Origin of the sequence: Methanothrix thermoacetophila PT (assembly GCF_000014945.1) — an archaeon.
GTDB lineage: Archaea > Halobacteriota > Methanosarcinia > Methanotrichales > Methanotrichaceae > Methanothrix_B > Methanothrix_B thermoacetophila.
On record NC_008553.1, the window covers coordinates 495,263 to 521,286 of the forward strand.

Consider the following 26,024-nt stretch of genomic DNA (forward strand, 5'->3'; position numbering starts at 1 on the left):
TCACCTACCTTTTGCGATCACGTTTCACTGTTATAGGTATAACACCCAACCTCATCTCTTCAAGAGCTATTTCGAGAGGGTCTATGGAATCCGTCCTTATTAACACTGGGGCACCCATGAAAATCTGCAGAGCACGTGCTCCCACTATCCTGGCTCGCTCAAATCGAGTGTATTTCTCGCCCTTCAAATAGCCACCTCAAAAGGAAGAGTATGATGGGGTTGCTGAGATTCGAACTCAGGTCACAGCGTCCCGAACGCTGTAGGATGGACCAGGCTACCCTACAACCCCCTTTCTCTCTACTGGTACCTGCGGAGCATCTCCACGACCTCAACATGGGAGAGAAGCATCCGCCTGCAGCAGTACCTCTCTATCCCAAGGTCGTCCATCACCTTCCCAGGTGGCTCGGATTTGATCCGCTCCCTGTACTCTTCCCACACGCTGGAGATGACCTTCCCACAGGAGAAGCATCTTACTGGGATCAAGGCATCTCACCTGTAGGACTTCTGGTACTTCGCTCTGGCACCAAGTCCGCCGAACTTCTTCTTCTCCTTCTGTCTGTGATCGCTTACAAGAAGGTTTCTGTCGTACTCGGCGTATGCCTCCTTCAGAGCGGCATCACCAGTCCACTCGAGTATGCCTCTTGCCAGGGCTGTCCTGACGGCATCTGCCTGACCCATGACACCACCGCCCATCACTGAGACGTCCACATCGACGCTCGAGAACGCCTCTGCCGCCATGATTACCGGCTCCATCATCTTCATCCGGGCCAGAGCAGGCTCGATGATCTCTAGCGGCACATTGTTGATGCGGATTCTGCCCTTGCCCTCCTTGAACGTCGCCCTGGCGATCGCAGTCTTCTTCTTTCCTGAGGAGTTGACCACCTTCATGAAGATCCTCCCTAGAACTTCGAGCCGAGCATCCTGCTCAGCTCGCCAAGCTCCATGTAGCTTGCGGTTCGCTTCACCTTGGCCTTATCCGGCTGCTCAAAGGCCATGCCGCTCAGGTCTGGAGGCACACCCACGTAGACCCTGAGGCGAGCCATCGCCTCTCTACCCCTGCTGGTCTTGTAGGGGAGCATGCCCCGCACGGTCCTTTTCAGAATGCGGTCAGGTCGCTTCGGGTAGTATGGCCCCTTCTCACGGGTGCCCCTCTCCAGCATCTCGCGATACTCGCGGAGGACCGATTCCTTACTCCCGGATATTATGGCCTTCTCAGCGTTAACTATCCTTATCTCCTCGCCCTGGAGAAGACACTTCGCGGTTATGCTGGCCAGACGGCCCATAACCAGACCGGTCGCATCGAAGATCATCGCACTCACCTCAGAATCTTTATGCCAGTCCCTTTAGGATGGAGCCTTATGAGCTCCTCTATCTTCATGCACCTTCCACCCGCGGATATTATCTTCGACGCCGCCTGCTCGCTGAAACCAAGCGCTGCAACTGTCACCCTGTGATCTATCTCTCCGGCCCCAAGGACCTTGCCAGCGACCAGCACCGTGTCATCATCTCCAGTGTGCCTGTTGATCTTGCTCAGATTGACCGCGGCATAGTTTCGCCTCGGCTTCTCAAGCCTCTCAGCCACGTCACGCCAGATAGCGGCCTTGCTCTCACGTGAGGCAGCCTTGAGATCGCTGATGAGACGGACCAGTCTCGGGTTAGTCTTCTTGATAATCTTCATCCAAATCCTCCGCAAAGCCTCGCTAGAGACCGACTCACGCGCACAGCGCGTTCGAACATCAGTTCATGCGCCAAGGGCCGTTCGGCCCTCATGCGGATATCACTCTCGAACAATCCGCCAGTATATAAGGGTTTTCACGACTTTCTGGGACCTTTCCAAATAAGATTCCTGCCATAAATTTGGAACTCACTGCTTTTGGATGTCTGAGACGCTTAATCCTTATTCGGAAAGGTCCATTCTCTCAGGGTGTTTAGCCCAGAGAGTCTCGACTTGAGAATTTAAAACGCACGCTCTTATCCACATGATAACTTGCCCAAAGGGGCACCGATCATGATATGCATTTGTGTCGAATGGATAAGTGATTTCATCAACCACATCACATGCTGTACAAGTTGCTGCGCACATAAGAGCGAAAACGCAATCTGATACCAAAGGTGATCCCGCAATTCCTCCGTGCTACTATATGCAGACAGAATGCGTCTGGCTATTTTAAGACGTGGCCACTAAGATCCATCTTGGTGCACCGTCTCCTGCCTACCTCTGATCTCCTCCACAGGACACAGCTCCTCTCCACGCGCTTTCTTGCAGATCTCACATATCCTCTTTATGAGGTCATCGGCATCTCCGTTCATCAGATCCTCCGCAAGCCTGGATATCTCCTCCCGGATATCGTCTCTGAACACGATGTTATAGCCTCTCTTTCCAGAGACGTACTGCGAGACTGCTGCAGGTGTGACATCCATCAGCCGCGATACCTCTCTCTGAGAGACCCCCCGCCTAACAAGCTCCTGTGCTATCGTGGCCCTGATTCCAGGGAGGACCTCCCACACAATCTCCTCACATGGCGATCTCATGTCATCAGAACCTTTATCATGACGTATCTCCATTGGGTGAGATCTGGCAGATAAACGTTCTTCTATGTAAAGCCCTGTGAGCATCTTATGAACTGGAGATTGCCATCGCTGGCCCCAAAGCCGCTCGTAAGAAGCGCGGAGGCGGATAGACGGCTTGAGCTGTTAATGGTGACCTCCGTAGCGACCATATTATGCATAAGGTTTCTCCTGCATGTTACCGGCTACCCGCAGCTCGCAGTCCGTGGTCTCCACATAGCACATGTGCTACTCGGCGGAGCCCTGATGGTTCTCGCGATTGTTATACTTCTCGCATTCATAGACCGCTACTCATCGGATCTTGCAGCTGTTATCGGCGGAATTGGGTTTGGAGCGTTCATCGATGAGCTCGGGAAGTTCGTGACGATGGACAACAACTACTTCTTCCAGCCAACTGTGGCGCTGATCTACATAACCTTCGTGCTTCTGTACATATTCTTCCAGATGATAAACGGCAAGCTGCTGACACATGAGGAGTGTCTTTTAAATGTCCTCGAGCTGGTCAAAGATGCCGTCATCAAAGATCTCGATATCCAGGAGAGGAAGAAAGCGCTTGAGCTGCTCGATGGGTGTGATCCATCAGATCCCCTCGTCAGGGTGTTCAAGGATATGCTGGCAGGAATGGAGTGCATCCCGGCACCATATCCTGGAATTTATACAAGATGCAGGGAGGGGGCGAGGAGGCTTTACCACTGGTTTGTCAGCAGAAAATGGTTTGTGAGCGCTGTAATCGCATTTTTCGTCGTAGATTCTGTCCTGACGTTTTTTGGGGCAGCACTGCTGGTCATGATCAAGCTTGCAGACTCTCTTCTTCACCTCCAACTGATATCCATCAGCATGGTCAGCTGGCTTGAGATCCTGGCTGCCAGCATATCTTCCATCATGGTGCTCTCTGGAGTGTTCATTATCAGACGCAATCGCCTGGCAGCCTACTACCGTTTCAAAAGCGCCATGCTGATCCAGATACTTTTGGTTCAGACGTTCGCGTTCTACAGAGACCAGCTCTCCGCGCTTACCATGCTCGCCGTCAATATTGTGATATTTTTGACGCTCAGGTACATGATCGCCCAGGAATCCGCTGCAGATCGTGCAGATCTCTGATATCTCAGCTAAAGCGGCCCGTCTCTCCAGCTCCACCTCTCGATCTTATATGCGACCGCCTCTGCCCTCGCGACGCCTCTGCGGAGCACGAGCTCTATTCCATACCGTCTTCTGATCTCATCCCGTGCGAGATCGAGTATATCTCCAAGAGACGATCGCGCATCTGGTATCCCGGTCGCCCCAGCTGCGCTTCTGAACATCTCAATCAGTCTCTCCTCGGACAACACGAGCTGCACCACCACGCTCCGACTCCGCTCGTCTTCCTCGACGTAGATCTCCTCTCCCTCGAACTGGAAGACCTCGCCGGGCTGCATCCTCGACACCCTCGCGCGGAGCGCGGCGCGCACGAGCAACGGAAATAATGGATGCTCCGAAAGCGTCTTCGCGCACTCCATGCGCTGGTCAGCTGGCACCCAAAGACCCCCTCGCTCCTTCGACGACCTTGCTCTTCATGGCTGCCATCATCACACTTTTATCTGGATATTGATGGCATATCACTCTTTTCTGAACGCAGCTCGTATCTCAGATCTGATGAGATCTGCGCCTCCTACCCTCATTCTCCATCTCACGGTATTGACAGATAGATTCAGGAGCGGTTTGAACAGATCGAGAACCTCATCCTCCGTGAAGTAATGCGTGATCGTCCCATCCCCACGGATGAAAGTCCCTCTCTCAATCTCATCTCCTCCAGCTCTGAAGTCATCGAATGAGAATCCCCTGAAGAAAACCAGGCCGCCACTGCGTGTGACCCGTATGATCTCCCTAGTCACCACAGATCTCTGAGTCTCGAGCAGATGCCCCAAGACATGGAAGGCGAAGACAGCATCGAACACTTCATCTCTGAAAGGGAGCAACCTGCCGTCAGCTGTGAGAAGCTCCACCTCCTCTGTGATGCCCTTTGAGGAGTTCGTACTGGGATTCCCCAACTGAGATGCGACGGTCACTCCATCTTTAATGGATCTCGAGATTTCGACCGCTCTCCGGGATATGTCGATGGCCACGATGCGCCAACCCTTGCCGATCATCCCCCTGATGGTCTTCCCGCTTCCACAGCCGAGCTCGAGGACTCTTGAGCCACATGGAAGATCTGGGATGTCTCGTGTTACACCTCCCCATGATCTCCCCATCCGCCTGTAAAACATATCCCAGCTATCACGCAGATTCTGCATGCATGCCAGCTCTGCAGGCAGCTTCGGTCCGCAGCGCTTCCCTCTGCGTGCGCCAGGCGACCGGATGAGAGAATCAGACGCATCCGGCAGAAGCGCCGGACCTAGGAGATTTGATTTTACAGGACACATCGTCTCGCTCATTAGATGGACAAGCTTTTAGTCCTCAGCATTTTTGATGTAACACTATGGACCTTCTCGATAAGTTTATCGGATGCCTTCTCGGATCAGCGCTCGGGGATGCTCTGGGGATGCCGCTTGAAGGTCTATCGGCTCTGGAGATACAGCGATCGTTTGGGAGAGTTGTCGAGATGCTTCCTGCGCCTGATCATCACTTCCATCACGGGCTTCAGGCAGGCCAGTACACGGACGACACTGAGGAGACCATCATCCTGGCAGAATCTCTTCTAGAGGCACAGGGCTTCTCAGGTGATTTGTTTGCTGAGCGTCTGGTCAGATGGGGGTCCACATGGATACTGGACGAAAGACTTGACAGAGGTGTGGGAATTACAACAAGATCCGCGATAGAGAACATGCTCTCAGGAAAGCCCTGGCAGGATGCTGGAGTCGATATAGAGACCTGCGGAGCTGCGATGAGGGCTGCGCCGATCGGTCTCGTATACCACTGGGATCTGAGCATGGTATCCAGGTACTCAGAGCTCCAGAGCATCGTCACCCACAGAAGCCGCGGGGCCAGGGCCGGAGCTGTTGCGGTTGCCGTTGGTGTCGCCCTATCCCTTTTGGATCTACCGCGAATGAAGATCTTAGAGATATCGACTGATATCGCCTCGAGGATCTCTCCCGAGCTCGGAAGAAAGATGGACGAGGTGAGGATATTCCTCGAGTCGGACAGAGATCCATCGGATGTGCTGGAGCTCCTGGGCACATCTCCGTCTGTGCATGATGCTGTGCCCTCTGCGTTCTACTGCTTTGTGCGCCTGGATCCGGAGGATGCTCTTGTGGAGGCAGTCAATGCCGGCGGCGATACTGACTCTGTGGCATCTATGGCAGGGGCGCTTGCTGGCGCCAGGTACGGGACATCATGGATGCCTGAGAGGTGGTTATCGCATCTCGAGAACAGAGATCGGATCGAGGAGCTGGGTAGAGAGCTCGGCCAGCTCAGCCTCAGGATCTCCGGCAGGGTATAGCGTTGCAGATTTATATCAGCAGTGAGCTCCTCACGCAGCATGATAGACATAGGAATAGTCGGCGGTTCTGGCTATACAGGTGGTGAGCTGCTCCGCCTACTCTCCGTCCATCCATCTGCAAATGTGGTCTGCGTCACATCCAGAAAGCTTGCTGGAAAGCCGGTGACCTCTGTTCATCAGCATCTAAGAGGCTTGCTCGATCTCAGGTTCGAGGCTCCATCGCCTGCTGAGATCGCTCAGAGATGTGATGTGGTTTTCACAGCAGTACCTCATGGAACTGCGATGGACTGGGTGCCAGAGCTGCTGGACAACGGCGCGAAAGTGATCGATCTGAGCGCCGACTACAGGCTTCCTGTGGATGTGTTCGAGAAGACCTACGGGATAAAGCACAGGGCGCCGAGGGATGCGGTCTTTGGACTGCCAGAGCTGCACCCTGAGGTTGCAGGCGCATCTCTTGTGGGAAATCCAGGATGCTATCCCACAGGCGCTACGCTTGCTATCGCGCCCCTGGCGAAGGCTGGTATGGTGGATCGCGTCGTCTTCGACTCCAAGTCGGGTATATCCGGCGCAGGCGCTGAGCCAACCGAGACCAGCCACTATCCGAACCTGGCGGAGAACATAAGGTGCTACAGGGTGACTAACCACAGGCATGTTCCTGAGATAAAACAGGAGCTCTCCAGGCTCCAGAATGACATCAGGATAAGCTTCACCCCCCATGTGATACCGGCCGTTCGCGGCATTCTCACAACAGCACACGTGTTTGTGAAGGATTCGTTCCAGGATACGATACAGGACAGGGAGTTCATCTCAAAGCTCTACAGCGATTTCTACAGGAACGCCAAGTTTGTTAGACTTGTGGAGGGGGTGCCCATGCTGGGCAACGTCAGATGCTCGAACTTCTGCGACATAGGGTTTGAAATAGAGAAGAACAGCGACCGCATAGTTGTTATATCCGCCATAGATAACCTTGTCAAGGGCGCCTCCGGCCAGGCGATCCAGAACATGAATCTGATGATGGGGCTGGATGAGACTGCAGGCCTCTGGTTTCCCGGCGGTGCGCCATGATCGGATTGCCAGGGTTACTGCATCGGGCTGAGAAGATCGTAGAATAACGATGGTGGTCTCAGAGAGGCGTGATTCAGAGGCAAAACCCTGGCGGTGAGGAGGTCGCAATGCTCGTTAAAGACATCATGAACAGAAACCCTGTCTCTTGCCAGGCGAGTGATCCCATAGCAGAGGCTGCTCGCCTGCTCAGGGAGAACAGGATAAGTGGCATGCCCGTGCTCGATGGGGATGAGCTTGTGGGCGTAATATCTGAATCAGACCTGCTGCGGCTTCTCTCGACAGAGGACGATCGCGGAGGACTATGGCTCCCAAGCCCCTTCGAGATCTTTGAGATCCCTGTGAGAGATGTGATACGGTGGGAGCGCATGAAGCGCTCGCTGGATGAGATAACAAAGATGCGCGTAGCGGATGTCATGAGCAGGAAGCCCATAACAGTGAGCCCTGATGCATCGATAGAGGAAGCTGCTGCGATAATGACGAAGCACAGAATAAACAGGCTTCCCGTCGTGGAGGGCTCCAGGCTTGTTGGGATCGTGACCCGTGGCGACATCATAAGCGGGCTTGGCTCTGGGGAGGACTTATGAGAGAAATCGATGGCGGTATATGTGCCGTGCCAGGCGTGAGGGCATGTGGCATAAAGCGCGGCAGATACGGCGTCGCGATGATCGCATGCTCCGGGTACGCAGCAGGTGTCTTCACGAGAAACAGGGTAAGGGCTGCGCCAATAGAGGTGACCATCGACCACCTCAGAAGATCTGGAGGGAGAACAGAGGGGATAATCGCGAACAGCGGATCAGCAAATGCATACACAGGCGTGCGTGGAATAAGGGATGCAGAGAGGATGGCCGGCATAATGGCCGGGATCCTCGGATGCAGCCCTGAGATGATCAGCGTCGCATCGACCGGCGTCATAGGTCGCTACCTCGATCTCGATCTGATATCCTCGCTCGCAAAAGAGGTAGTCCCATCGCTCCGCACATCCCCAGATGCGAGCAGTGATGCTGCGCGGGCGATAATGACGACTGATACGAGAGTCAAAGAGATCGCTGTTGAGCATGAGGGGTTTCACATGGGCGGGATATGCAAGGGCGCGGGCATGATAGAGCCTGATATGGCGACGATGCTGGCGTTCATCTACACAGACGCTGATGTCGGACCGGGGCTCTATCCATTCTTAAAAGAGGCTGTGGATGTGAGCTTCAACATGCTGACAGTCGATGGAGATACAAGCACAAACGACACCGTGCTCCTGACAAGCACCCGGATGGTGGAATGCGACCCTGACTCATTCAAAGAGGCGATGGAGTACGTCTGTGTGAGCCTGGCCAGGATGATAGCCAGGGACGGAGAGGGCGCTACGAAGGCGATGGAGGTGGAGGTCACAGGAGCAGCATCCAGCGAGGATGCGCGACGGGCCGCGAAGAGCATAGCGAGGAGCAACCTCGTGAAGGCAGCACTCTACGGCGAGGATCCGAACTGGGGGAGGATCGTGTGTGCAGCCGGCAGATCCGGGGCTGAGTTTGATCCCACGAAGATCTCTCTGAGCATAAGCTCCAGCATCGGCTCTGTGCTGCTTGTGGATCGCGGGATCATAGTCGATGGTGTTCTGGAAGAGGCGAAAAAGGTCATGTCCAGCGATGAGATATTCATCCACATAGACCTCGGAGCGGGAGCCGGGAGCGCTCGCAGCTTCGGGTGCGATCTGAGTCATGAGTACGTGAACATCAATGCGAAGTACACAACATAAAAACAATCATAACAACCTGGAAGAGCGGGGCTGGTCCACTGCCAGGAATCCCGGAAACGTCGTTTTCATTATATGCAGCGAGGTGCATGGATAAGAAGAGGTCTGCAGGACTGCGTTCAGGTTAGAGTCAACAGATACACGAAAGGCTTGTGGGATTGACAGACCACACATCTTAACATTGAATATAATGAGGAAGCTCGAGAGATGCTGCTGAGAGGATCAAGGCTGGGAGATATCTCCGGAGAGGTGTTGGATTTCATATCCTCAAGGGATGTGGATTTGTGGATAGCTGAGGCTGACGTCCTTGTGGACATGGCGCACCTCCTCATGCTTTATGAGAGAGGACTGATACCGCGAGAGGACTGCGCCAGAATACTCACGGCTCTGAAGGAGCTGCTCGCAGAAGGATTCGGGGTTCTTGGAGAGGGGGAGGACATACACGAGGCGATCGAGGCATATGTTATAGAGCGCGTCGGGCCGGCAGGCGGCAGAATGCACACCGCACGATCCAGGAATGATGAGGTGGCCACATGCATCCGAATCGCTCTCAGGGAGCAGATGCTCGGCCTCATGGATGAGCTCATCCAGATGATAGATGCGCTGGTGCGGATCGCGGATGAGACCCGGGAGCGCATAATTCCCGGGTACACGCATCTGCAGCACGCTCAGCCCACGACTCTCGCACATCACCTTCTTGCGCATGCAGACGCTTTAATAAGAGATCTCGAGAGGTTCGAAAGCACCTATGAAAGGGTCAATCTCAGCCCGCTGGGTGCGGCTGCGTTCGCATCCACTGGGTTCGATATAGACCGATACATGACATGCGAGCTCCTAGGGTTCTCTGGGCTTGTGGAGAACAGCATGGACGCAGTGTCCAGCAGAGATTTCGCGCTGGAGGTTCTCTCTGACACATCGATACTGATGATAAACCTGAGCAGGATCGCGGAGGAGATCATACTCTGGTCAACCTCTGAGTTCGGATACGTAGAGGTGAACGACCTCTTCGCATCTACCAGCTCTATAATGCCTCAGAAGAAGAATCCGGATACCGCTGAGCTTGTAAGAGCGAAAAGCGGAACTGCCATCGGCTCTTTGGTCGGCGCGCTGAGCATATGCAAGGCGCTTCCGATGAGCTACAACAGGGATCTCCAGGAGCTTACACCACACATCTGGCGCGGGATTGGAGCCGCGAGATCGTCGCTGAGGGTCATGAGGGGGTGCGTGTCAACGCTCAGGTTCGACTTTGAGAGGCTTGAGAGATCATCAACAGAGGGATTCACAACAGCCACTGAGCTTGCCGATTCGATGGTGAGAATCACAGGAATCCCATTCAGAACAGCTCATCAGATCGTCGGCAGGCTGGCGCGCCTTCCAGGAAAGCCGAGCCTGGAGGATCTCGACAGGGCTGCGATGGTGGTGGCAGATTTGCGGCTGAGCCAGATGGGGTTCACAGCTGAAGATCTCGAGAGAGCTCTTGATCCTAGAACGAACATCTCGATGCGCTCAAAACCTGGCGGCCCTGCGCCGGAGGAGGTCTCAAGGATGCTGGATGCCAGGAAAAAGTACCTCGAGTCGGCGTCATCCAGGCTCGCAGAGAAGCGTTCGAAAGTAGATTCGGCCATCAGACGTCTGATGGAGGGGGTTGATCGCACAGTAACAGCTACATGAAGAAATATCACGTTACTGCGACTGCGATCATGCGCCCATTACCGGCATTACCAGGCGGACGACAGGGAGATCGCCTTTACTTCTTCTCGTGCACCTCGCACGTCCCGACCTGGCAGGCCCTGCAGACCTCCCGCTCCTCATCGAGCTCTCGGGTGGCGGTTGCGAGAACGCTCGCGTTCACGAGATTCGCCGCGAGGAACATAGCAGCAGCAATCTCCTCATCGCTTATCCCCATCCTCGATGCAACCCGGATGTGCATCTCCAGGCAGTGACTGCACCTTATCGCAGCGCTGACCGCGATGGATATCAGCTCAATCGTCTTCATGTCGAGCTTTGAGTTGCGCACGATCGCGTTGTTGTGAAGGATCTTCGTCACGAGAAGCTCCGGGCTGTCCTTCATGAAGTGAAATATGTAAGGGACCTCTCCATAGATCTCTTCGATGGTCTTTATCATATCCTCAGCAGACCTCTCCACACCCTTCTCGAGTATCCCCTTCAGCTCGTCCTCAAGCATATCCCTAAAACACCATCCCTGTCTCGGACTCAGGAAGTATCCTGACAAGCGTGTAGTTCTTCATTCTTGAGGGCAGTATCCTAGCGATCTCTTTAAGCATGACGCCCTCATCGAACATCACATTCCCGATCGCATCATGATATTCGTCATACGGAAGCTTTATTCTGCATCCATTGAGGTTCAAGGCGATCGGGAGCGGCGAGTACGACCTTTCGATATCCGGAACCTGCTCGCGAACCACATCCATCACTCTCGGAGGAGACGTCGTCAGCGGATCCTTCTCTATATCTGCGCGCATCTTGTCGAGAGCCCTGCCCACAGCTGCGACGATCCTGTCCAGGTTCCCGATCTCGTTCGCCTTCTTCGACCTGTGAGCGATCCTCCCCACAGAGGAGACGTACTCGAAGGCGTAGGGCATCTCCCCCTTCGGGATCTCAGGACCACCTGTCACGACCACAGGGATGTTTACGCCCTTGTACAGCTCCTCCTTCTTGATAATGCATTTCACGAAATTCCCGAAGATGAAGACAGCCGCATCGTGCTCATTTATCAGCGCTGTCTCGTACTCGTTTATCTGGGCTATCTCTCGCCCGACCCCCCGCGCCAGCCCGATCATGTTGCTCTTCGCTCCATTCCGCCTGAGGTACTCTGCTATATCACATGCTGTGTGCGGCAGGTGGTGTATCGCCAGTGTCGGGGTCACAACAGCAACCTCTGTTCCGGCAAGCGGCGCGCGTGTGAGCTCTCCGCGGAGCTCCTTCGTGAGATCCTCCAGGATCCTGAGATCCTCTGCGGGGACGAGCAGGAGCAGTATCACCTCGCTCTGGGTCACGTTCTTCTGCAGGAGGTAACCGCCCAGGTCCTCGACAAGCTCTATGACCAGGTCGTGCTTGTAGACGCCGCCGGTAAACATCACAGGCTCAAGCATTCTCCATACCCCTTATCTTCTCCCTGACCTCCTCGATCAGCTCCGGTGTTATCGTCTCCTCAGAGGCGATGAAGAGGAAGGAGTCCTCGGTCATCTCGTTCCTTCTGTTTCTGAACCCCTCAGGCGCTATTCTTATCAGAGCATCGGTGAGATCCCTTCTGAACTCAGCGTCCACGTCCGTCACAATCAGATCCGCCGGGCTCACATCTGATGCAATCGTCAGCAGGTCTCTGTCCGGCTGCTCCACCCTGTCACGCCCGTACTTCTCCCACAGGACCCTGAGCATGTCAGCGAGATGCTCCTCCTCGTTCACCTTTATCTGGTATCCCTCTTGGGTCCTGACGACATCAGCGACATCGCCAACACGCAGTGGTGGAAGCGAGCCGCGCAGCAGGCCATAGACGGCAAAATACGGTCTTTCCATATCTATGTAAACGTAAAGCCTGCCTATGGATCTGACCAGGCCTAGGTCCTGGAGTATGTCGAGTATGATCTCTCGGTACTTCGCAGCGCCGAACTCCTCTCCCGGAGCCTCCACCCTGTAGACCTCGAGAGGATCCATATCAGACCTCCAGCATGCCGGAGACGAGCAGCGCGGCGCCGACAGCGCCGATGTACTGGGCGTGGTTCGGAACAATGACCTTTATTCCCAGCAGATCCTCCATCGCTCTTGGGAGTCCTTCAATGAGCGATGTGCCGCCGACCATGATCACCGGTTGCTTCACCTCAACCTCCTGGAGCTGCTGCTCGAAGACCTGCTCTGCGACGCTGTGGCAGGCAGCCATCGCGACATCCTCCGGACGTGCGCCCTTCGAGAGGCTGTTTACGAGGCTCTGTGTGCCGAAGACAATACAGTAGCTGTTCATCGGCACGCTCTTGTACGACCCCCTGAGCGCGAGCTTGCCCAGATCTGTTATGTTCACGCCCAGCCTTCTCGCGGTGAGCTCCAGGAACCTTCCGGATGCGCCTGCGCATATCCCGCCCATCGTGAAGCTCCCGGGCACGCCGTCCTGCACGGATATCGCCTTGTTATCCATCCCGCCTATATCTATCACAGTGGCAGGCCCCTTCTGGGCGTTCGCCAGGAAGACAGCTCCCTTGGAGTTGACCGTGATCTCCTCCTGTATCAGCTTCGCATCGAAGTGCTTGCCGACGAGGAATCTACCGTATCCTGTGACGCCTATGCCCTGGATCTCCTCGCGCTTCACCCCCGACTCCTGGAGAGCCTGCTGGAATGCCTCCTCAGCGCTCTTTATGACCTCTGTCGTGGGCACCCAGCCAGTGCCTATGATCTGGTTGTCGCGCATTATCACTGCCTTCGTGGTGGTCGAGCCTGAGTCTATGCCGGCTGTGAGCCCTGTCTGGCGCTCCCTGGCGAGCAATCCTCTCATCCTGGCTGTAGTCACCAGAGCCTCCATTCTCGTCAGCAGGGTCTCCGCCGTCGTCCGCTCTGTGAAAGAGTAGCTCAGAACAGGGAGTCTCGAATGCTCATGGATGTAGCGCCTCACCTCTCCACGAATTATGGCGCCCTCTGCGCATCTGAAACAGGTCGCCACGAAAACAGCGTCTGCAAGATCTGGATTCTGTACCAGCCTGGTCGCCCTCGCCATGATCAGGTTGAGGTCTCCACTCGGAACCGATACGCCGAAGCGCTTCTCCACCTCCATCACGTCCTCGAGCGAGACCTCGGGCGAGATCATCTTCGCGCCAACGATCTCAGCTGCCCTCTCAAGCTCCCTCTGGATTCCGCTGTACTCGGCGCCGCATGAAAGCTGGGCTATTCTTATCATTTCAGCCCCTCCAGGAACATTCTGATCTCATGAACGAAGCGCCTGGCCTCACCATCGTCCCTCGGGTATTTCAGCTCTATGAAAGGTATGCCCTTGATCTTTATCAGCAGCCTGGTGAGCTCATTCGTCCTGGCGCATCCAGTGCACCCCACGAGACAGTTGTTATCCTCGACTATTATCGCGGCCTCTGCCTCATCTATCATCGGACCTATCAGCGACATCCGCCCGCGAACACCTGAGGGCACATCGACTGCTGCATATTTCAGCCCCTTCTTCGGGTCCTCTGGTGTGATGTTCAGAGGAGGGGATTCGAGGCTCGGCGTGTCTATCTTCTTTCTGATCTCGTTCGCCATAACCAGGGGCGTGTGCCCCATCCTGTCGACGAGATCGGCGAGTATCGTGCTTGTGGGGGGGTAGACAATGACTTTGACCATCAGGATACCTCAGGCAAACTCATCCTTAATAATCTCTACAAGTCTTTCCATGCTCACGGGCGTCTTCTCGGGGGCGGCCTCTGGCAGGGGCGCGTTCCTGCTCTCCGCCTCGAGAGCCCTGGATATCATTGGAAGCATCTTCGACTCGCACTCCAGCATGAAGAAGCCAGGCCTCGGCCCTCCGCCACGGTGCCCGCGGCATCTTCTTGGATCTCCCGGTGGGAACCCACGGTCCTTTATGAATATCCCGTTCGGATCCATGGCTCTTATCTCCCTGACGAGATCTTCGATCTCGTCCTTCTCACCGTTTATGATCACCCCGAAGCAGGTCTCCTTCACATGAACGTCGCGCTTGGATCCGTAGATGTGCATGGCGATGTCAGAGGGGAGGATCTCAGACTCCGGAGATGTTATCACGTACTTCGTAACCCTCATCTCTTCTCCTCCATTACATACACGATCTCCCCCTCCTTCACGTCCCTGAGCTTGTCAAGATCTATAACCCTGCCGATGATGTTCGTGCCCTCGAACTTCTCCCCGGAGGGGCCATACCTCCTGTCCTCTACGAACTTCACTCCAATCAGCCCGGTCCTCTTCGCCACCTGGTTCGTGACGCCTATCGATCCCGCAGGCACAGGACCTGTGGGCTTGTTCTCAGGCAGCAACTCCTTGTATCTGAGCGCGTCGATCAACGGCTTGAACAGAACCGTGTTCTCATAAACAAAGAATACCGGAAGAGGCCCCACCGGCCGCTCCTTGAGCCCCACAACATGCCTGAAATAGTCCAGGGTCTTCGGGGCCAGATCGTCGTAGAGCTCTATCCTCACCAGCCTGGATGACTGTATCGCCTTCAGTGAAACCTTACCGGCCTTCAGAACCTCCATGGTTGTCGGCGGGTTCTGCTCGATGACGACCGCGTCATCTCCGGTGTAGCCATCGACCGATGGCTCTATGCCCCTGGATCTTGCGAGCTCCATCGCATCGCTGAGCGGCATGCCAAGCACCATGAACCTCTCAGGTCTTACCTTTGCGGTGAGACGCTGGCCGGGGGATGCGAGCTTGAGGAGGTCCAGACCTGCAGTGACCCTTCCGACGACAGAGTGGCCAGGGTTGGATGTTCTGTCAGCCTTGTAGATGAATATGTGGCCCAGCCCTCTTCCGGACGTCCTCACCGTAACAGCGCCCTCAAGCCGCGGCTCCCTGTGCTCAAAGTCTATTGGCTCGCCCTTTAGGATATGGGAGGAGATGTATGAGCTGGAGATCGCATCCACCCTGAGCGCTCCATCCTTCGTGGCTGCAAGGAAGAACTCCGCCCCCTTGGGAGCGTCCTGGATGAGTTCAACCTCGAACCTAGAGTAGATCTCCATCCCATCGGCGAGAGGAAACGACATATCAGATGTGACAAGCTTCTCGGTCAGATCCTCCCACTCGACGATCGGCTCCACTTTGAGTATGCTGTCGCTCTTCTCCAGCCTGTCGAGTATGTTCTTCCCGCCGACGACCCTCGCGAAGATGCCCCTGCTCTCAGATGGCACACCGTAGACTGCGGAATGTCTGCGCTTGATGAATATCAGCTGGGACTTCTCGCTTTCAAAGCCGCTGGCGCCGAGGAGCACATCAAATCTGCTGTACTCGTGGACGCCTCTGCCCGGAGATATCGACGAAGGGAAGTTTCCAAAAGCAACCGCCCCTGAATCAGACCATCTCCCCTCCAGCCCCTCTATCCTCTCTACCGCCTCATGCCACGCATCCTTCAGGCCAGTATCCAGGAGATCGATCCTTATCCTGCCCTTGGTCGTGACGAGCCAGTAGGAGTCCGTGGCCTTCGCCTTCTCTCCGCGTCCTTTTATTATGCCGATCACGGCCCCTGGCGATACAGCGGCGTTCGCGGCCTCAAGAGCTTCTCCAAGAGTGGCCCCATCTCTCAGAGATACCTCCGAACCATCTACTCTAACCCTCATACGCCTCCTTGCCACCGGGAATCCCGGCAACCATCCTGGAGATCAGCTCCCCAGCATCTCGCGCTCCTCCTCTTCTGTCAGCAACTTCAGGACATCCGCAGGAGCGCCGATAGATACCACTCTTCCGTTTCTCATAAGCATAGCGCGATCACACACATTGCTGACAAAGTCCATGTCATGGCTCACTATGACGAATGTCTCCTCAAGCTCCTCACGTGCACTGAGAATCGACTTGCTCACCTCTATCTTCGTTATCGGATCCATCGTGCCTGTGGGCTCATCAAGAACAACTATCCTGGGCTCCTTTATAAGAACCTGTGCCATGGCGACCCTGTGCCGCTCGCCCTCGCTCAGCTCGTCCGGGTATTTGTTGAGGATCATCTCAGCCTCATCCTCTGTGAACCCGACGGTTGTGAGCGTGTGGATCGCCTTCCTCTCGCCGAGCTCATACGGGAGCGAGAGCCCTATAGCCTCTGTCAGGTTCTCTATGACTGTTCTATAGGGATAGAGCGTGTACTCCTGGTGCAGGACACCGATATACTTCGTGGCCCTGCCTCGACCATCAGCACCGAGCAGCGTCATGTCCACCCATTCATCTCCGACCCTGACAAACGCGAACCCGCTCGTTGGGGTTATGAGCCCGCTGATTATCTTCGAGAGCGTCGTCTTTCCACCGCCACTAACGCCCACTATGCCGAAGATCTCCCTCTCGTATACCTCGAAGGAGACGTTATCTACAGCTTTGACAACACCGCGATCTATGCTGATGTATCTCTTCGAGAGGTTTGTGGCCCTGATTATCGGCTCGCCAACAGCAACCGGCTCCCTCTTCCCTACCTCTCCCGCCATGGCGATGAACTGATCCGCTATCGTCCTGGGATCACCCACGGCCTGTATCTTCCCGTGATCGAGAAGTATAGCCCTGTCTGCCAGATCGACCATCACATCCTGCCAGTGGCTGGTGATGACCATGGTCATCTTGAAGTCCCTGACAGCTCTTTTTATGGAGTCGTGGACCACAGCCGCGGTCGCCGGATCCAGGGTTCCAGTCGGCTCATCTGCGAGTAGAAGCATCGGCGATTTTGCGAGCTGCCTTGCCAGCACAACCCTCTGCTTCTCGCCGCCGCTGAGCTCTCTCGCAACATGCATCATCCTGTGTGAGAGGTTGACCTCGTCAAGAAGATCAGCTGCCTTGTGAACGCTGATCGTCTCGCCGGCGTCCTCGACAGCCCTCATGACGTTCACGATCACCCTCTCATCGCCGTAGAGGGCAAATGTCCTCTGGAGCATTATGGCGATTCGCCGGGCGACTGCTCTCCTGAGAGGATCGTTTATCCCCAGCTTTGCGAAATCCGCTTCAGATGCTTTAAAAGTGCCACCGCATCTGCACTGCCCGCCCACTCTGCTCGGCGGCTCGACATGGCCGCAGCGGTCGCAGATTGCGATGTGGTATATCACACTCCCGCTTATGCCTGGAAACTCCTCAACCCCTCTCAGGACATGCATCAGAACGCTCTTGCCAGCACCGCTCCTGCCTAGGATCCCTACAGACTCACCCTCCTCGATCTCGAGATTTACATTGCTCAGAACCTCAAGATCACCGAACCGAACAGTCAGATCCTTGATCTCTATAAAAGGTGCCAAACTATCAATCCCCGTGGTGATTTATAAGGTGCATTCGGTTCCCAGGACCGAATCCTACTTAAGTTTATTGTTAACAATTGCATTCTCCATGGCACGAATCCAGAGGTGAGCGCTGGCTGGCGGTGCATCAGTGCCCCTTTCCGCCTGTCCCTGCCTTTACCAGTAGGAACTCCTTGTCGAGGTATGCCTGATGGCTCAGCTCCAGACACTCCTGGCAGATGTAGAACGTGGTATCCTTGGGACCGAAGATCGTCACCTGCTTCGCATTTACGGGAAATGTCTCCTTCTCCACCCCACAGAGTTGACACTTCATTCAATTCACCTGCTTATTGCTCTTCACCCGTATCATTATAAGCATTTCCACCGAAACCGCCCCATCTGGGCGATATGCTGTTATCTATCCCCAGAATGTCGAGAATCCTACACACCACAGTGTCCACCAGATCCCCGACTTTTAGAGGCCTGGAATAGAAAGAGGGGGATGCTGGAAGTACAATACCCCCTGCCTCCGAGACTGCAACCATGTTTCTCAGATGTATGAGGCTCAGTGGAGACTCTCTGGGCACCAGCACGAGCGGCCTTCGCTGCTTCAGGCAGACATCAGCTACCCTTGTGATGAGCGTGTCAGACATACCATAGGCTATCGCTGCCATAGTTCTCATGCTGCATGGGGCCACAACCATAGCATCGAAGAGATACGAGCCGCTTGCAATGGGCGCTGTGAGGTCGCCCGGCTCGAACACGCGATCTGCCAGAGAGATGATATCCTTGTAGGATCTATCGCACTCTATCTCCAGGATCTTTCTTGCAGCCTCGGTGACTATCAGGTTGACAAAACAGCGCTCACGCAGAACCTCAAGCAGTCTTGTACCATACACAACACCAGAAGCGCCACTTATCCCAAGGACGATCTCCACACCATCCACCTCAATCTATCTGTATGACCTGAGGACCTGAGCCACTATGAAGTGGGATTTTTCATCCCACTGCGATGATCCAGTCCTTATGGCCCATGCGGTTTATGCCATCCATGCACTCCGGACCGCATACGCTCGGCATTATTCTGGAGCATGTTGCACCACAAAGTCACAGCCAGTACGCGATTTCTGCCATCACTCTTTCTGTGGTTCAAACATAAGACCGGATTCTGGATGTGCTATTGATCTTCACGCAATTTATCTCTGTCGATCTGTGTAGATTGCATGTACAGTAACTGCAACGCTCGCAGAGGCTCGTGTCTGATTCATATTTCCCGAAGGCTCAGCGTCATGGCAGAGATCAGCAGGGATACAGCCAGGAATGCCGTGATAGCTCCTGCCAGCCCACCGAGATCCGCAGTGAGGCCGGCTATTATCGGACCTATGACGACGCCGAGCATTCTGGAGGTGTTGAATATCCCGAAGATCTCCCCCCTCCTCTCCGGGCTTGTGATATACGAGACCACAACAGTAGCCGCTGGTGTGCATATTCCAGAGCTCAGGCCTAGAATAGTCAGAGCGATGAGCTGTGGGAGAATGCCCTGACCGTGGCCAAGCACCAGGAATCCAAGAACACATCCAAGACTTCCTCCGCTTATGAGAAGCCTGCGGTGGCCAAGGTCGGCTACCCTCCCGAAATAGATATTGGCCAGTGCATTGCTGCCCGCGTATGCCATATACAGGATGCCCAGCTGGGATACACCCACACCGACGCTCAGCGCCAGCTCGGGCAGCAGGGTCATGTTGAACCCTCCGATTATGCCAGGTACCATAACCACACTGCAGCATATGATGAACGTTATCATGGATCCATCTACAATCAGCCGGGCTTTGGGTGTTCTGGGTGTATTTGTGGACAGCACCTCTCCCCTGACTGGCGGCTCTCTGACAACAAACGTCACCATGATAAGAGATGCGACTGCAAACAGACTCCAGAATATGAATGGCGCATTTATTCCAAAGCTCCCATAGAGAAGGCTTCCGATGACAGGACCCACAGCCACGGCAGAGTAGAATGATGCATTGTACCATCCCATCGCAAGACCTCTGTGGGATGGATCCACGCAATCGACTATAAGAGCCATGGTGACTGGCCAGACCATCGAAGCTCCTATGCCGCCGAAGATTCTTATCAGGAGGAGCTGATACGCATTTGATGCATAAATGTAGAGCAGCGGCATTATTGTGAATGTCAGGAGACCGATTAGGAGAACTGGCTTTCTTCCCCTCTGGTCTGAGAGCCTGCCAGCGGGCATCTGTGTCAGCAGCTGAACCGCGCCGTAAATGGAGATTATCATCCCCAGCATGAGGTGTGTGGCCCCCATATCAAGGACGTAGAGGGGGAATATCGGCGCCACCACTGCAAAACCCAGAACTGAGACGAAGACCGACAGGTACAGGGGAAATATGCTCTTTGGGAGGTCTGCCATCTAGAACTTTAGCTCCATTCCAAGTATCGTTCTCGTGTTCGTCACGCTGGGTATCTCGCGAACCGAGAGAACCATCCTGTTGAGATCAGATATCGCCTCGACATCTGCTATCGCTATGAAGTCATACTCACCATACACCGGCACGACCTCCTTTATGTCTCTGATCTTCTGAAGTGAGTCAAAGACCTCCTTCTCAGAGCCCGGCTCAACATTTATCATTATGAACCCTTTCATGCGAGCCCTCCGTGACCTGACGTTTAGCCTGGATATTCACCCGCTCTCCTCAGAGCCCATGTTCTCATGAGCGAGATCCTCCATCGCCTGGACTTTTCCTATTATGGCGGCCATCTCGACCTCAAACCTGGGGTCGGGGGTCATCTCATAGGCTCTGCCGATGCATTCGATGGCATCCTGAAACCTGCCCAGCGCAACGAGTATGGTCGCCTTCGCCTCCAGGTCATAGGCATCTCCACCCCTCTCTATAATAGTCTCGTAGAGCTCCAGGGCTTTTTCAAGTTCGCCGAGGTCGCGGTGGACGAATGCGATGTTCCTCATAGCATCCAGGTTACCGGGATCTATCTCCAGAGCTCTGTTGTAGCACTCGAGCGCCTCATCAATCCTGTCCAGGTTATACAGTGCGACCCCCTTGTTGTTCCAGGCATCCGAGCTGTCCGGGTTGATCTCAAGCGCTCTGTCACAGTACTCCACTGCTTTCTCATACATCCCTCGCTTCACCATGTCTATGCCCTTGTGTATGAGGATCTTCTCCTTGGTGTGCATAATCACTCCCCCTACATGTAACCTTGGAGCTGCGAGGATCTCTCCGTCTCCTTCGCCTTCCCAGGGCGCTTGATCTCCCCGAAGAGCTTCTCATACTCCTTTATGTGGTTCATCAGCCACTCGGCAAGCTCCTTTGCTGCCAGCGGTGAGAGTATGACCTCAACCTCCATGCTCCGCTCTACAGTGCTCAGCTGCTTACCACCCTCTATGAAGGCTCTTGGCGAATCGTTGTAGAATGATATTCTGAAATCATACGGGCTGTGGCCGCCAATGGCTCCTATCGCGTAGACCTGCCGGAATGCAGGGCTCCTTGTTACCTCTATAGAGACTTCCATGGTAATCGGGTAAAACATCTATATTAAAATAGGTGTTGAGACTGCTCCCATAACTCGACGCGCTCGGAACACACGGCTGTTCGCTGCAGTTTTTCTCTCGGGCATGTTGTTGCGACGCCCTGTGGTCTGCGTATTTCGAGCGCCGGACCGGATGTGATTCATCGCTGAGATCGACTGCGATCGGTCTTGGTTCGAACATCTGAAAACCTGGGCCTGTGGATCGGCATCCTCTGAACGAACCCCCATGAGGTTGATGCACAAGCTTTCGCTCTAATACCACAAGCAAAACATTCAACTGCTCTATTGATTTCTCTTCTCAATGAGATCGCAGAGAAGGTTAAAAATCACGCAGAATAATTTGGAATTGGGTGAGAGGTTGGACGCCGATCCAGGGAGGAGACCCTCTCACCGGGTGTTATATGGCCTCTGGAGTTTCTCCAGATATCTTGAGTATAAACAATTTTACTTACTTAAACCTTCCGGCTGTGCATTTCTGGCTTCACTCATGCGCAGAGGGGATATCGAGATCTGTTGGGGGCTCGAATAGCCGAAGGCGATAACAGCGATCGACAGCTTTGAGCAGCTCTGCTGGGTCTCATTGGCTGAATGCTGCGGATATTCAATTGGGCACGCGTCCGGCTCTGAGCTACGACGACGGACATGGGTCGATCGCGCCGGGAAACAAATACCAGACCTCGGCATCATAAGAGCACGAATCTATCGAGGATTCCTAAAACCCACCCTGTTGATTAAAATAGTAACAATATAATTATGCATCAACCCGTACAGATCCCGAGAAATGGATTAATAGGAATCCTCTACCAAATATCACATGTTTTGAGCAGGAGAATACTCATACATCCCCAAGCCTCAGCTAAAGTTATATACTTAAAAACTTAATGATTAAGCATGAACTATGGCTACACAGGCTATGTGGCCACGCAAGGGTCTGATGAGGTAGATATCGCGGAGTTCCTAAGGAGTCTTGGATTCCTGGAGGACGAGGTATTCAGCGTTGTGTACGAGCTGAACTCATACAGAACGATTCCAGGAACAACTCTGGAAAGGTACATCAACAGGGTTGTCTCATCCATTGTTGATGAGGAGAGGATATCATTCCTCAAAGGGCTCCTGGTGGGAATAGCCATACGTCAGGTCGTCGATACGATCCAGGATGATGATGAGCCGCCGCTCAGCGATGAGGAGGCACGGCTCCTGGAGGAGCTGGGAAGGCTCTCCTGATGGGGGATTCAGGGCGCAAGCTCCTGTTTCGATGCCCCCAGGATCTTAAAGTACGGCTGCTGATGATCCAGCGGCTTCTTATGTGCTAGACGCCACCATACCACACTCGATGTAGCTGGGCCAAGGTGAGTGCAGATGATCTGTCCATACCAACGCATGCGAGTTCAGAGATCCCGCAGCAGATCTCTGTGGGCTTTCCTGCACGCAGAGAGCATCTCTGTGTAACTCGAGCTGTAATGCAGGTGGCTCGGACATCTGCAGTCGGTGCATCCAAAGCGCGGCACGGAAATGCAATATGCACCGATCCTCTTGGCAGCCTCGCACTCGAGATCCATATCAGTTGCTGTGGTGATCACATCCCTCAGAGTGGCATGTGGAAGAAGATAATCGATATGCCACCGGCGTGTGGAGTTATCGCCGTTCATCACTGCGACGTGGCGGGATATCCGTTTGAAGCCGCCCGGGCCGCGGGCAGAGCCGGTGTACGCGTAGTATCCCTCCGGAAACAGAATCTCGCCGATAGAGCCCACCCTTATCCTGATCACATGCTCCAGTCCCAGTATCAGGGTGTATATGCCGCGCATCTATATCTCCACATTCGCGTTCTTACACGCCGAGCGCGTTGATCTCATCGATCAGCTCGGCGAAGGCCTCAAGCTCTAGCTCTATGACCTCTTCCTCTGTCATGGAGATGCTCATCTCGCCATCGACCGTGAGCCTGTCCGGCCCTCTCACTATCAGCCTGTCGATCCCATCTCTCGAGAGCTCCTTTTTCACCTCCCTCTCATGCGCAAGCATCCTTCCCGGAATGACGACGGTCCTTTTAACCCTGGAGAGATCTATGTCCCTGAGATCATCGATCGTCATGAGGCATGCGACATCTTTCTTTGTGGCGACGACATTCACGTCTCTACCGAGTGCAGAGAATATCCTCTCGAGCAGCGGAGCAGCAATTGATCCTGTTACGATCGTTGCAGATCTCTTCAGCTCCGGGAGAGATCTGAGTCTGTCGGTATTGTGAGCAAGGGAGAATGGCGCCTTCGTCTCCGGATCCCAGAGTGGGGTTCCGGTTATCCTTATGCTGTACCTCTGATTCATCTCCGTGACAATGCACCTGAACTCCTCAACGGTGTGGACATCCTGCCCTGGGATGATGGGCGCATTTCCCAGTATCAATCCCTGCTCAGGATGGTTTGCAAACCTCATCAGGATCAATCCCTTTGCTCCCATATCCTCAAGATCCTGGCATGTTCGCTCGAGCACCTCCCCGTCGTTCACGCCCTTCAGCAGAACCGCCGCTGCATACACATCACACCTCTCGCAGAAAATCCTCAGATTAGAGAGCGCTGCCTCTGGATGCTTGTCATGCATGTATTTTCGTCTCAGCTCGGGATCTGTTGCGAAGACTGTAAAGGAGACCTCTCTGACGCCCGCATCCACAAGCTCATCCGCCTCGTCGCCCCGCTTGAATCCCTTTCCGCTGGTGTAGCCCAGATGTATCGGGACATTCTTCTGGCCGAGAATTCTCACGAGTTTCAGAAGATTTGGATAGCAGCTCAGGTCGCCGCCACCGCTTATGGTCACCTTCTCCGGCGTGGCTCCATAAGAGGCCTGGGCGACATCGAACACCACTGCATCAAGCGGCTTGAAGCCCGGGTATCCCTCGATTATGGCCCTGGTGCAGTAATCGCAGCCCTTCCTGAACGGAAGACAGTGCTTGCAGCCAAAGGGCGGAACCGGCTTCACGCCCCTGAAGTAGCAGTAGGTACAGAATCCACCGCAATCGATGCCGGGCCTGCCGCCAACATCTGCGAGTATCTCCATGGAAGCGAGTCTGTCCAGGAACATAAAAACCTTTGGCGATCGACACTCTCCTGGAGATCTGCTCAACCGATGTAGCGGACAATCTGCTGATTTTGCAACCGACGGCGACCTCCAGCACATGGTCCTGGAAATCTGCTCAACCGATGTAGCGGACAATCTGGCCAGGTTCGAAGAGATGACAAGATGTCAGGCCATCTGTGGTTGCAGTATCCGATACTGTATTCGCATCGACGAGTTCAGACGTATCCAACCTCGTGGGGATCATGCAGCATTATGCCAGAGCAGTATTCCTGATAGCTTTCTGCTATTCTAGCCCATGATCCTCAACTCCATATGGTCTGGCAAAGGCGATCACCGGGCTGGCAGATTACGGAATGCATCGACTTCATCGCAAAAAAAAAAAACATGCTGCAGGCATTTTTGCTACAATTGTTAAGATTAATCTTAAATAGTAGTATACTAATAATCCATAATCGGTGATAGTATGATGAGATATGTTTTAAGTAGTATCTGCATCACCCTTGTCCTGATATCATGCGCGTTTGCAGACGATGCCATGATACAGGAGATTGGTGTCAAAGCTGCAGAGAAGGCGATGAGCGAGTTATCCTTCCAGAAAGGCGATGAGAACATACTTGTTTTGACGAATGCCGGTTATGCGATCGTCTCAGGCATGACCACCCAGAAGGCGCTGAAGGGCATTACTGAGACAGCAGGCTGCTCTCATGGCGACGGAAACCTCTTTCAGGTTCTAAGGCCGCATTGGAAGCCGCTGTGGTTCTACTTCTTCGATAAGAACAGCAAAGAGGCGCTGTATCTGGAAGTGAAGCCGGAGGCGCTCTCGATGAGTTTGGAGGAGTTGAAAGCTGCGTCGGATGATGCAGTCTTCTCAAAGATCTCAAAGGCAAATGTGGATCTCGATTACCTATTGAATAACACCGATGAAGGTAACAGAACTTTTAACGAGAAGCTCTTCAACGGGAACGAGTTCTCGCTTGTCGGCATCTCGAATGTGTGGGCGAGGAACGCCAGCTTTGACTTCATTCAGGCTACTTCATTCCATGATCATCTCTGCCCTGGAGTCACCAGTGGATACATGATCGCGAAATACGTGGAGAGGGAGCTGCCGATAAACAGCAGTGCCGAGAGCTACAAGGTGATAGCAGTGCCTCCATGGTGCAAGGATGACGCACTCCAGATTCTCTGGGATGCGACGGTCGGGAAGAGCGGCATCTTCGTCATGGCTCTGACGGACACGGAGAAGAATGCGCTCAAGGCGAAGTACAACCAGAGCGACGTTGCGGGGATATTCGTGAGATGGAATGATACCGCAAAGCAGGGGGATGCGCTGGTTCTGAGCTTCAACTGGACCAGGATGTACGAGCTCACGGAGACGAAGGACTGGAAGGGCCCATCCTGGGCGCCGAAGCTCGTGATGGATGTTCGCATGATGGACTACTGGGATGAGCCAGAGATCGCGGTGAGCGTTATAAAGAGATTCCAGGTTGACCAGAACATGCTGGCCCAGCTCCAGAACGCTGGCATGCATCCCCTGAAGGTTGCGGGAGTGATGTGAGGGACAGAATCCCTCCTTTATATTTAGCAACTTTAATGACCTCTACCAATAAATACGACACTTTAGTTGCCAGATTAAATTGATGAGCCAGACTTGTTGCAAGCAATTTCATTAAAGATGTTATTC

32 protein-coding genes and 1 tRNA gene are annotated in these 26,024 nt (G+C 54.2%); 8 read left to right on the plus strand and 25 right to left on the minus strand.

What is annotated here, in order from left to right:
• Positions 1-4: 4 nt before the first annotated feature.
• From MTHE_RS02430 to MTHE_RS02460, 7 genes are all read right to left on the minus strand, one after another.
• Entirely contained in the window at positions 5-187 is a 183-nt protein-coding gene (locus MTHE_RS02430; protein WP_011695668.1) for a DNA-directed RNA polymerase subunit K, read from the minus strand.
• 27 nt (positions 188-214) lie between these two features.
• A tRNA-Pro gene (locus MTHE_RS02435) sits at positions 215-289 on the minus strand.
• 8 nt (positions 290-297) lie between these two features.
• Complete coding sequence (locus MTHE_RS02440) at positions 298-483, minus strand: DNA-directed RNA polymerase subunit N (RefSeq protein ID WP_011695669.1); 186 nt, start codon at positions 481-483, stop codon at positions 298-300.
• 6 nt (positions 484-489) lie between these two features.
• Positions 490-888, minus strand: a complete 399-nt coding sequence (locus MTHE_RS02445; RefSeq protein WP_011695670.1) for a 30S ribosomal protein S9 — start codon at positions 886-888, stop codon at positions 490-492.
• 11 nt (positions 889-899) lie between these two features.
• Positions 900-1,310 carry a 50S ribosomal protein L13 gene (locus MTHE_RS02450; protein WP_011695671.1) on the minus strand — a complete coding sequence of 137 codons (411 nt, stop codon included), beginning with the start codon at positions 1,308-1,310 and terminating at the stop codon, positions 900-902.
• Between the two features lie 5 nt (positions 1,311-1,315).
• Positions 1,316-1,678, minus strand: a complete 363-nt coding sequence (locus MTHE_RS02455) for a 50S ribosomal protein L18e (protein WP_011695672.1) — start codon at positions 1,676-1,678, stop codon at positions 1,316-1,318.
• 503 nt (positions 1,679-2,181) lie between these two features.
• The gene (locus tag MTHE_RS02460; RefSeq protein ID WP_011695673.1) at positions 2,182-2,532 is read right to left on the minus strand and encodes a transcriptional regulator; all 351 of its coding nucleotides are present in this window, start codon (positions 2,530-2,532) and stop codon (positions 2,182-2,184) included.
• 87 nt (positions 2,533-2,619) lie between these two features.
• On the opposite strand from MTHE_RS02460, the gene MTHE_RS02465 reads away from it, so the two are divergent.
• On the plus strand, positions 2,620-3,669 hold the full coding sequence (locus MTHE_RS02465) for a hypothetical protein (RefSeq protein ID WP_011695674.1): 1,050 nt from the start codon (positions 2,620-2,622) through the stop codon (positions 3,667-3,669).
• Positions 3,670-3,677: 8 nt separating this feature from the next.
• On the opposite strand, the gene MTHE_RS02470 is transcribed toward MTHE_RS02465, so the two are convergent.
• Together MTHE_RS02470 and MTHE_RS02475 are read right to left on the minus strand one after the other, a co-directional pair.
• Positions 3,678-4,082 (minus strand): hypothetical protein, encoded by a 405-nt coding sequence (locus tag MTHE_RS02470; RefSeq protein ID WP_011695675.1) that lies wholly within the window; start codon positions 4,080-4,082, stop codon positions 3,678-3,680.
• Positions 4,083-4,163: 81 nt separating this feature from the next.
• Positions 4,164-4,967, minus strand: coding sequence for a class I SAM-dependent methyltransferase (locus tag MTHE_RS02475; protein WP_232840885.1), 804 nt, complete (start codon positions 4,965-4,967; stop codon positions 4,164-4,166).
• 56 nt (positions 4,968-5,023) lie between these two features.
• Here MTHE_RS02475 and MTHE_RS02480 point away from each other — a divergent pair, with 56 nt between their 5' ends.
• From MTHE_RS02480 to argH, 5 genes are all read left to right on the plus strand, one after another.
• A complete protein-coding gene (locus MTHE_RS02480) occupies positions 5,024-5,983 on the plus strand; it encodes an ADP-ribosylglycohydrolase family protein (protein WP_011695677.1) in 960 nt (319 codons plus the stop codon).
• Positions 5,984-6,022: 39 nt separating this feature from the next.
• Positions 6,023-7,048: an N-acetyl-gamma-glutamyl-phosphate reductase gene (gene argC / locus MTHE_RS02485; RefSeq protein WP_011695678.1), complete on the plus strand. Its 1,026-nt coding sequence runs from the start codon at positions 6,023-6,025 to the stop codon at positions 7,046-7,048.
• A gap of 107 nt (positions 7,049-7,155) precedes the next feature.
• Positions 7,156-7,632, plus strand: a complete 477-nt coding sequence (locus MTHE_RS02490; protein WP_011695679.1) for a CBS domain-containing protein — start codon at positions 7,156-7,158, stop codon at positions 7,630-7,632.
• Positions 7,629-8,795, plus strand: coding sequence for a bifunctional ornithine acetyltransferase/N-acetylglutamate synthase (gene argJ, locus MTHE_RS02495; protein WP_011695680.1), 1,167 nt, complete (start codon positions 7,629-7,631; stop codon positions 8,793-8,795). The genes MTHE_RS02490 and argJ overlap by 4 nt, the downstream gene beginning before the upstream one ends.
• A 204-nt stretch (positions 8,796-8,999) precedes the next feature.
• On the plus strand, positions 9,000-10,463 hold the full coding sequence (argH, locus tag MTHE_RS02500; RefSeq protein WP_011695681.1) for an argininosuccinate lyase: 1,464 nt from the start codon (positions 9,000-9,002) through the stop codon (positions 10,461-10,463).
• 76 nt (positions 10,464-10,539) lie between these two features.
• Here argH and MTHE_RS02505 read toward each other — a convergent pair whose 3' ends face one another.
• From MTHE_RS02505 to MTHE_RS02570, 14 genes are all read right to left on the minus strand, one after another.
• The gene (locus tag MTHE_RS02505) at positions 10,540-10,977 is read right to left on the minus strand and encodes a carboxymuconolactone decarboxylase family protein (protein ID WP_011695682.1); all 438 of its coding nucleotides are present in this window, start codon (positions 10,975-10,977) and stop codon (positions 10,540-10,542) included.
• 4 nt (positions 10,978-10,981) lie between these two features.
• Positions 10,982-11,905, minus strand: coding sequence for a methanogenesis marker 7 protein (locus MTHE_RS02510; protein ID WP_011695683.1), 924 nt, complete (start codon positions 11,903-11,905; stop codon positions 10,982-10,984).
• The gene (locus MTHE_RS02515) at positions 11,898-12,467 is read right to left on the minus strand and encodes a methanogenesis marker 17 protein (RefSeq protein ID WP_011695684.1); all 570 of its coding nucleotides are present in this window, start codon (positions 12,465-12,467) and stop codon (positions 11,898-11,900) included. The genes MTHE_RS02510 and MTHE_RS02515 overlap by 8 nt, the downstream gene beginning before the upstream one ends.
• A gap of 1 nt (position 12,468) precedes the next feature.
• Entirely contained in the window at positions 12,469-13,695 is a 1,227-nt protein-coding gene (locus tag MTHE_RS02520; RefSeq protein ID WP_011695685.1) for a methanogenesis marker 15 protein, read from the minus strand.
• Positions 13,692-14,129 (minus strand): methanogenesis marker 5 protein, encoded by a 438-nt coding sequence (locus MTHE_RS02525; RefSeq protein ID WP_011695686.1) that lies wholly within the window; start codon positions 14,127-14,129, stop codon positions 13,692-13,694. Before MTHE_RS02525 ends, MTHE_RS02520 begins: the two co-directional genes overlap by 4 nt.
• 9 nt (positions 14,130-14,138) lie before the next feature.
• Positions 14,139-14,564 carry a methanogenesis marker 6 protein gene (locus tag MTHE_RS02530; protein ID WP_011695687.1) on the minus strand — a complete coding sequence of 142 codons (426 nt, stop codon included), beginning with the start codon at positions 14,562-14,564 and terminating at the stop codon, positions 14,139-14,141.
• Positions 14,561-16,090 carry a methyl-coenzyme M reductase-associated protein Mmp3 gene (gene mmp3 / locus MTHE_RS02535; protein WP_011695688.1) on the minus strand — a complete coding sequence of 510 codons (1,530 nt, stop codon included), beginning with the start codon at positions 16,088-16,090 and terminating at the stop codon, positions 14,561-14,563. Before mmp3 ends, MTHE_RS02530 begins: the two co-directional genes overlap by 4 nt.
• A 42-nt stretch (positions 16,091-16,132) precedes the next feature.
• A complete protein-coding gene (gene atwA, locus MTHE_RS02540) occupies positions 16,133-17,734 on the minus strand; it encodes a methyl coenzyme M reductase system, component A2 (protein WP_011695689.1) in 1,602 nt (533 codons plus the stop codon).
• 127 nt (positions 17,735-17,861) lie between these two features.
• Positions 17,862-18,047 (minus strand): hypothetical protein, encoded by a 186-nt coding sequence (locus MTHE_RS02545; RefSeq protein ID WP_175265709.1) that lies wholly within the window; start codon positions 18,045-18,047, stop codon positions 17,862-17,864.
• Between the two features lie 13 nt (positions 18,048-18,060).
• Entirely contained in the window at positions 18,061-18,651 is a 591-nt protein-coding gene (locus tag MTHE_RS02550; protein WP_011695690.1) for a UbiX family flavin prenyltransferase, read from the minus strand.
• Positions 18,652-18,977: 326 nt separating this feature from the next.
• A complete protein-coding gene (locus MTHE_RS02555) occupies positions 18,978-20,141 on the minus strand; it encodes an MFS transporter (RefSeq protein WP_011695691.1) in 1,164 nt (387 codons plus the stop codon).
• The gene (locus MTHE_RS02560) at positions 20,142-20,375 is read right to left on the minus strand and encodes an Lrp/AsnC ligand binding domain-containing protein (RefSeq protein ID WP_011695692.1); all 234 of its coding nucleotides are present in this window, start codon (positions 20,373-20,375) and stop codon (positions 20,142-20,144) included.
• A gap of 36 nt (positions 20,376-20,411) precedes the next feature.
• Positions 20,412-20,921 (minus strand): tetratricopeptide repeat protein, encoded by a 510-nt coding sequence (locus MTHE_RS02565; RefSeq protein WP_011695693.1) that lies wholly within the window; start codon positions 20,919-20,921, stop codon positions 20,412-20,414.
• 11 nt (positions 20,922-20,932) lie between these two features.
• Complete coding sequence (locus MTHE_RS02570; RefSeq protein ID WP_175265710.1) at positions 20,933-21,256, minus strand: DUF3467 domain-containing protein; 324 nt, start codon at positions 21,254-21,256, stop codon at positions 20,933-20,935.
• Positions 21,257-22,165: 909 nt separating this feature from the next.
• Between MTHE_RS02570 and MTHE_RS02575 the strand changes: the two genes are divergently transcribed.
• Entirely contained in the window at positions 22,166-22,498 is a 333-nt protein-coding gene (locus MTHE_RS02575) for a hypothetical protein (RefSeq protein ID WP_011695695.1), read from the plus strand.
• 164 nt (positions 22,499-22,662) lie between these two features.
• Here the strand turns inward: MTHE_RS02575 and MTHE_RS02580 are convergent, their stop codons facing one another.
• Complete coding sequence (locus MTHE_RS02580; protein ID WP_011695696.1) at positions 22,663-23,082, minus strand: GIY-YIG nuclease family protein; 420 nt, start codon at positions 23,080-23,082, stop codon at positions 22,663-22,665.
• Between the two features lie 22 nt (positions 23,083-23,104).
• Positions 23,105-24,322: a methyl coenzyme M reductase-arginine methyltransferase Mmp10 gene (gene mmp10 / locus MTHE_RS02585; RefSeq protein WP_175265711.1), complete on the minus strand. Its 1,218-nt coding sequence runs from the start codon at positions 24,320-24,322 to the stop codon at positions 23,105-23,107.
• A gap of 484 nt (positions 24,323-24,806) precedes the next feature.
• On the opposite strand from mmp10, the gene MTHE_RS02590 reads away from it, so the two are divergent.
• Positions 24,807-25,898 (plus strand): FmdE family protein, encoded by a 1,092-nt coding sequence (locus tag MTHE_RS02590; protein ID WP_011695698.1) that lies wholly within the window; start codon positions 24,807-24,809, stop codon positions 25,896-25,898.
• Positions 25,899-26,024: the final 126 nt, after the last annotated feature.

Bases quoted from the DNA above. Each gene is read 5' to 3' on its own strand.
- MTHE_RS02445 (WP_011695670.1), bottom strand. From the start codon at position 888: ATGAAGGTGGTCAACTCCTCAGGAAAGAAGAAGACTGCGATCGCCAGG.
- MTHE_RS02450 (WP_011695671.1), bottom strand. From the start codon at position 1,310: ATGATCTTCGATGCGACCGGTCTGGTTATGGGCCGTCTGGCCAGCATA.
- MTHE_RS02455 (WP_011695672.1), bottom strand. From the start codon at position 1,678: ATGAAGATTATCAAGAAGACTAACCCGAGACTGGTCCGTCTCATCAGC.
- MTHE_RS02460 (WP_011695673.1), bottom strand. From the start codon at position 2,532: ATGAGATCGCCATGTGAGGAGATTGTGTGGGAGGTCCTCCCTGGAATC.
- MTHE_RS02465 (WP_011695674.1), top strand. From the start codon at position 2,620: ATGAACTGGAGATTGCCATCGCTGGCCCCAAAGCCGCTCGTAAGAAGC.
- MTHE_RS02475 (WP_232840885.1), bottom strand. From the start codon at position 4,967: ATGTGTCCTGTAAAATCAAATCTCCTAGGTCCGGCGCTTCTGCCGGAT.
- MTHE_RS02480 (WP_011695677.1), top strand. From the start codon at position 5,024: ATGGACCTTCTCGATAAGTTTATCGGATGCCTTCTCGGATCAGCGCTC.
- argC (WP_011695678.1), top strand. From the start codon at position 6,023: ATGATAGACATAGGAATAGTCGGCGGTTCTGGCTATACAGGTGGTGAG.
- MTHE_RS02490 (WP_011695679.1), top strand. From the start codon at position 7,156: ATGCTCGTTAAAGACATCATGAACAGAAACCCTGTCTCTTGCCAGGCG.
- argJ (WP_011695680.1), top strand. From the start codon at position 7,629: ATGAGAGAAATCGATGGCGGTATATGTGCCGTGCCAGGCGTGAGGGCA.
- argH (WP_011695681.1), top strand. From the start codon at position 9,000: ATGCTGCTGAGAGGATCAAGGCTGGGAGATATCTCCGGAGAGGTGTTG.
- MTHE_RS02505 (WP_011695682.1), bottom strand. From the start codon at position 10,977: ATGCTTGAGGACGAGCTGAAGGGGATACTCGAGAAGGGTGTGGAGAGG.
- MTHE_RS02510 (WP_011695683.1), bottom strand. From the start codon at position 11,905: ATGCTTGAGCCTGTGATGTTTACCGGCGGCGTCTACAAGCACGACCTG.
- MTHE_RS02515 (WP_011695684.1), bottom strand. From the start codon at position 12,467: ATGGATCCTCTCGAGGTCTACAGGGTGGAGGCTCCGGGAGAGGAGTTC.
- MTHE_RS02520 (WP_011695685.1), bottom strand. From the start codon at position 13,695: ATGATAAGAATAGCCCAGCTTTCATGCGGCGCCGAGTACAGCGGAATC.
- MTHE_RS02525 (WP_011695686.1), bottom strand. From the start codon at position 14,129: ATGGTCAAAGTCATTGTCTACCCCCCCACAAGCACGATACTCGCCGAT.
- MTHE_RS02530 (WP_011695687.1), bottom strand. From the start codon at position 14,564: ATGAGGGTTACGAAGTACGTGATAACATCTCCGGAGTCTGAGATCCTC.
- mmp3 (WP_011695688.1), bottom strand. From the start codon at position 16,090: ATGAGGGTTAGAGTAGATGGTTCGGAGGTATCTCTGAGAGATGGGGCC.
- MTHE_RS02545 (WP_175265709.1), bottom strand. From the start codon at position 18,047: ATGAAGTGTCAACTCTGTGGGGTGGAGAAGGAGACATTTCCCGTAAAT.
- MTHE_RS02555 (WP_011695691.1), bottom strand. From the start codon at position 20,141: ATGGCAGACCTCCCAAAGAGCATATTTCCCCTGTACCTGTCGGTCTTC.
- MTHE_RS02560 (WP_011695692.1), bottom strand. From the start codon at position 20,375: ATGAAAGGGTTCATAATGATAAATGTTGAGCCGGGCTCTGAGAAGGAG.
- MTHE_RS02565 (WP_011695693.1), bottom strand. From the start codon at position 20,921: ATGCACACCAAGGAGAAGATCCTCATACACAAGGGCATAGACATGGTG.
- MTHE_RS02570 (WP_175265710.1), bottom strand. From the start codon at position 21,256: ATGGAAGTCTCTATAGAGGTAACAAGGAGCCCTGCATTCCGGCAGGTC.
- MTHE_RS02575 (WP_011695695.1), top strand. From the start codon at position 22,166: ATGAACTATGGCTACACAGGCTATGTGGCCACGCAAGGGTCTGATGAG.
- MTHE_RS02580 (WP_011695696.1), bottom strand. From the start codon at position 23,082: ATGCGCGGCATATACACCCTGATACTGGGACTGGAGCATGTGATCAGG.
- mmp10 (WP_175265711.1), bottom strand. From the start codon at position 24,322: ATGGAGATACTCGCAGATGTTGGCGGCAGGCCCGGCATCGATTGCGGT.
- MTHE_RS02590 (WP_011695698.1), top strand. From the start codon at position 24,807: ATGATGAGATATGTTTTAAGTAGTATCTGCATCACCCTTGTCCTGATA.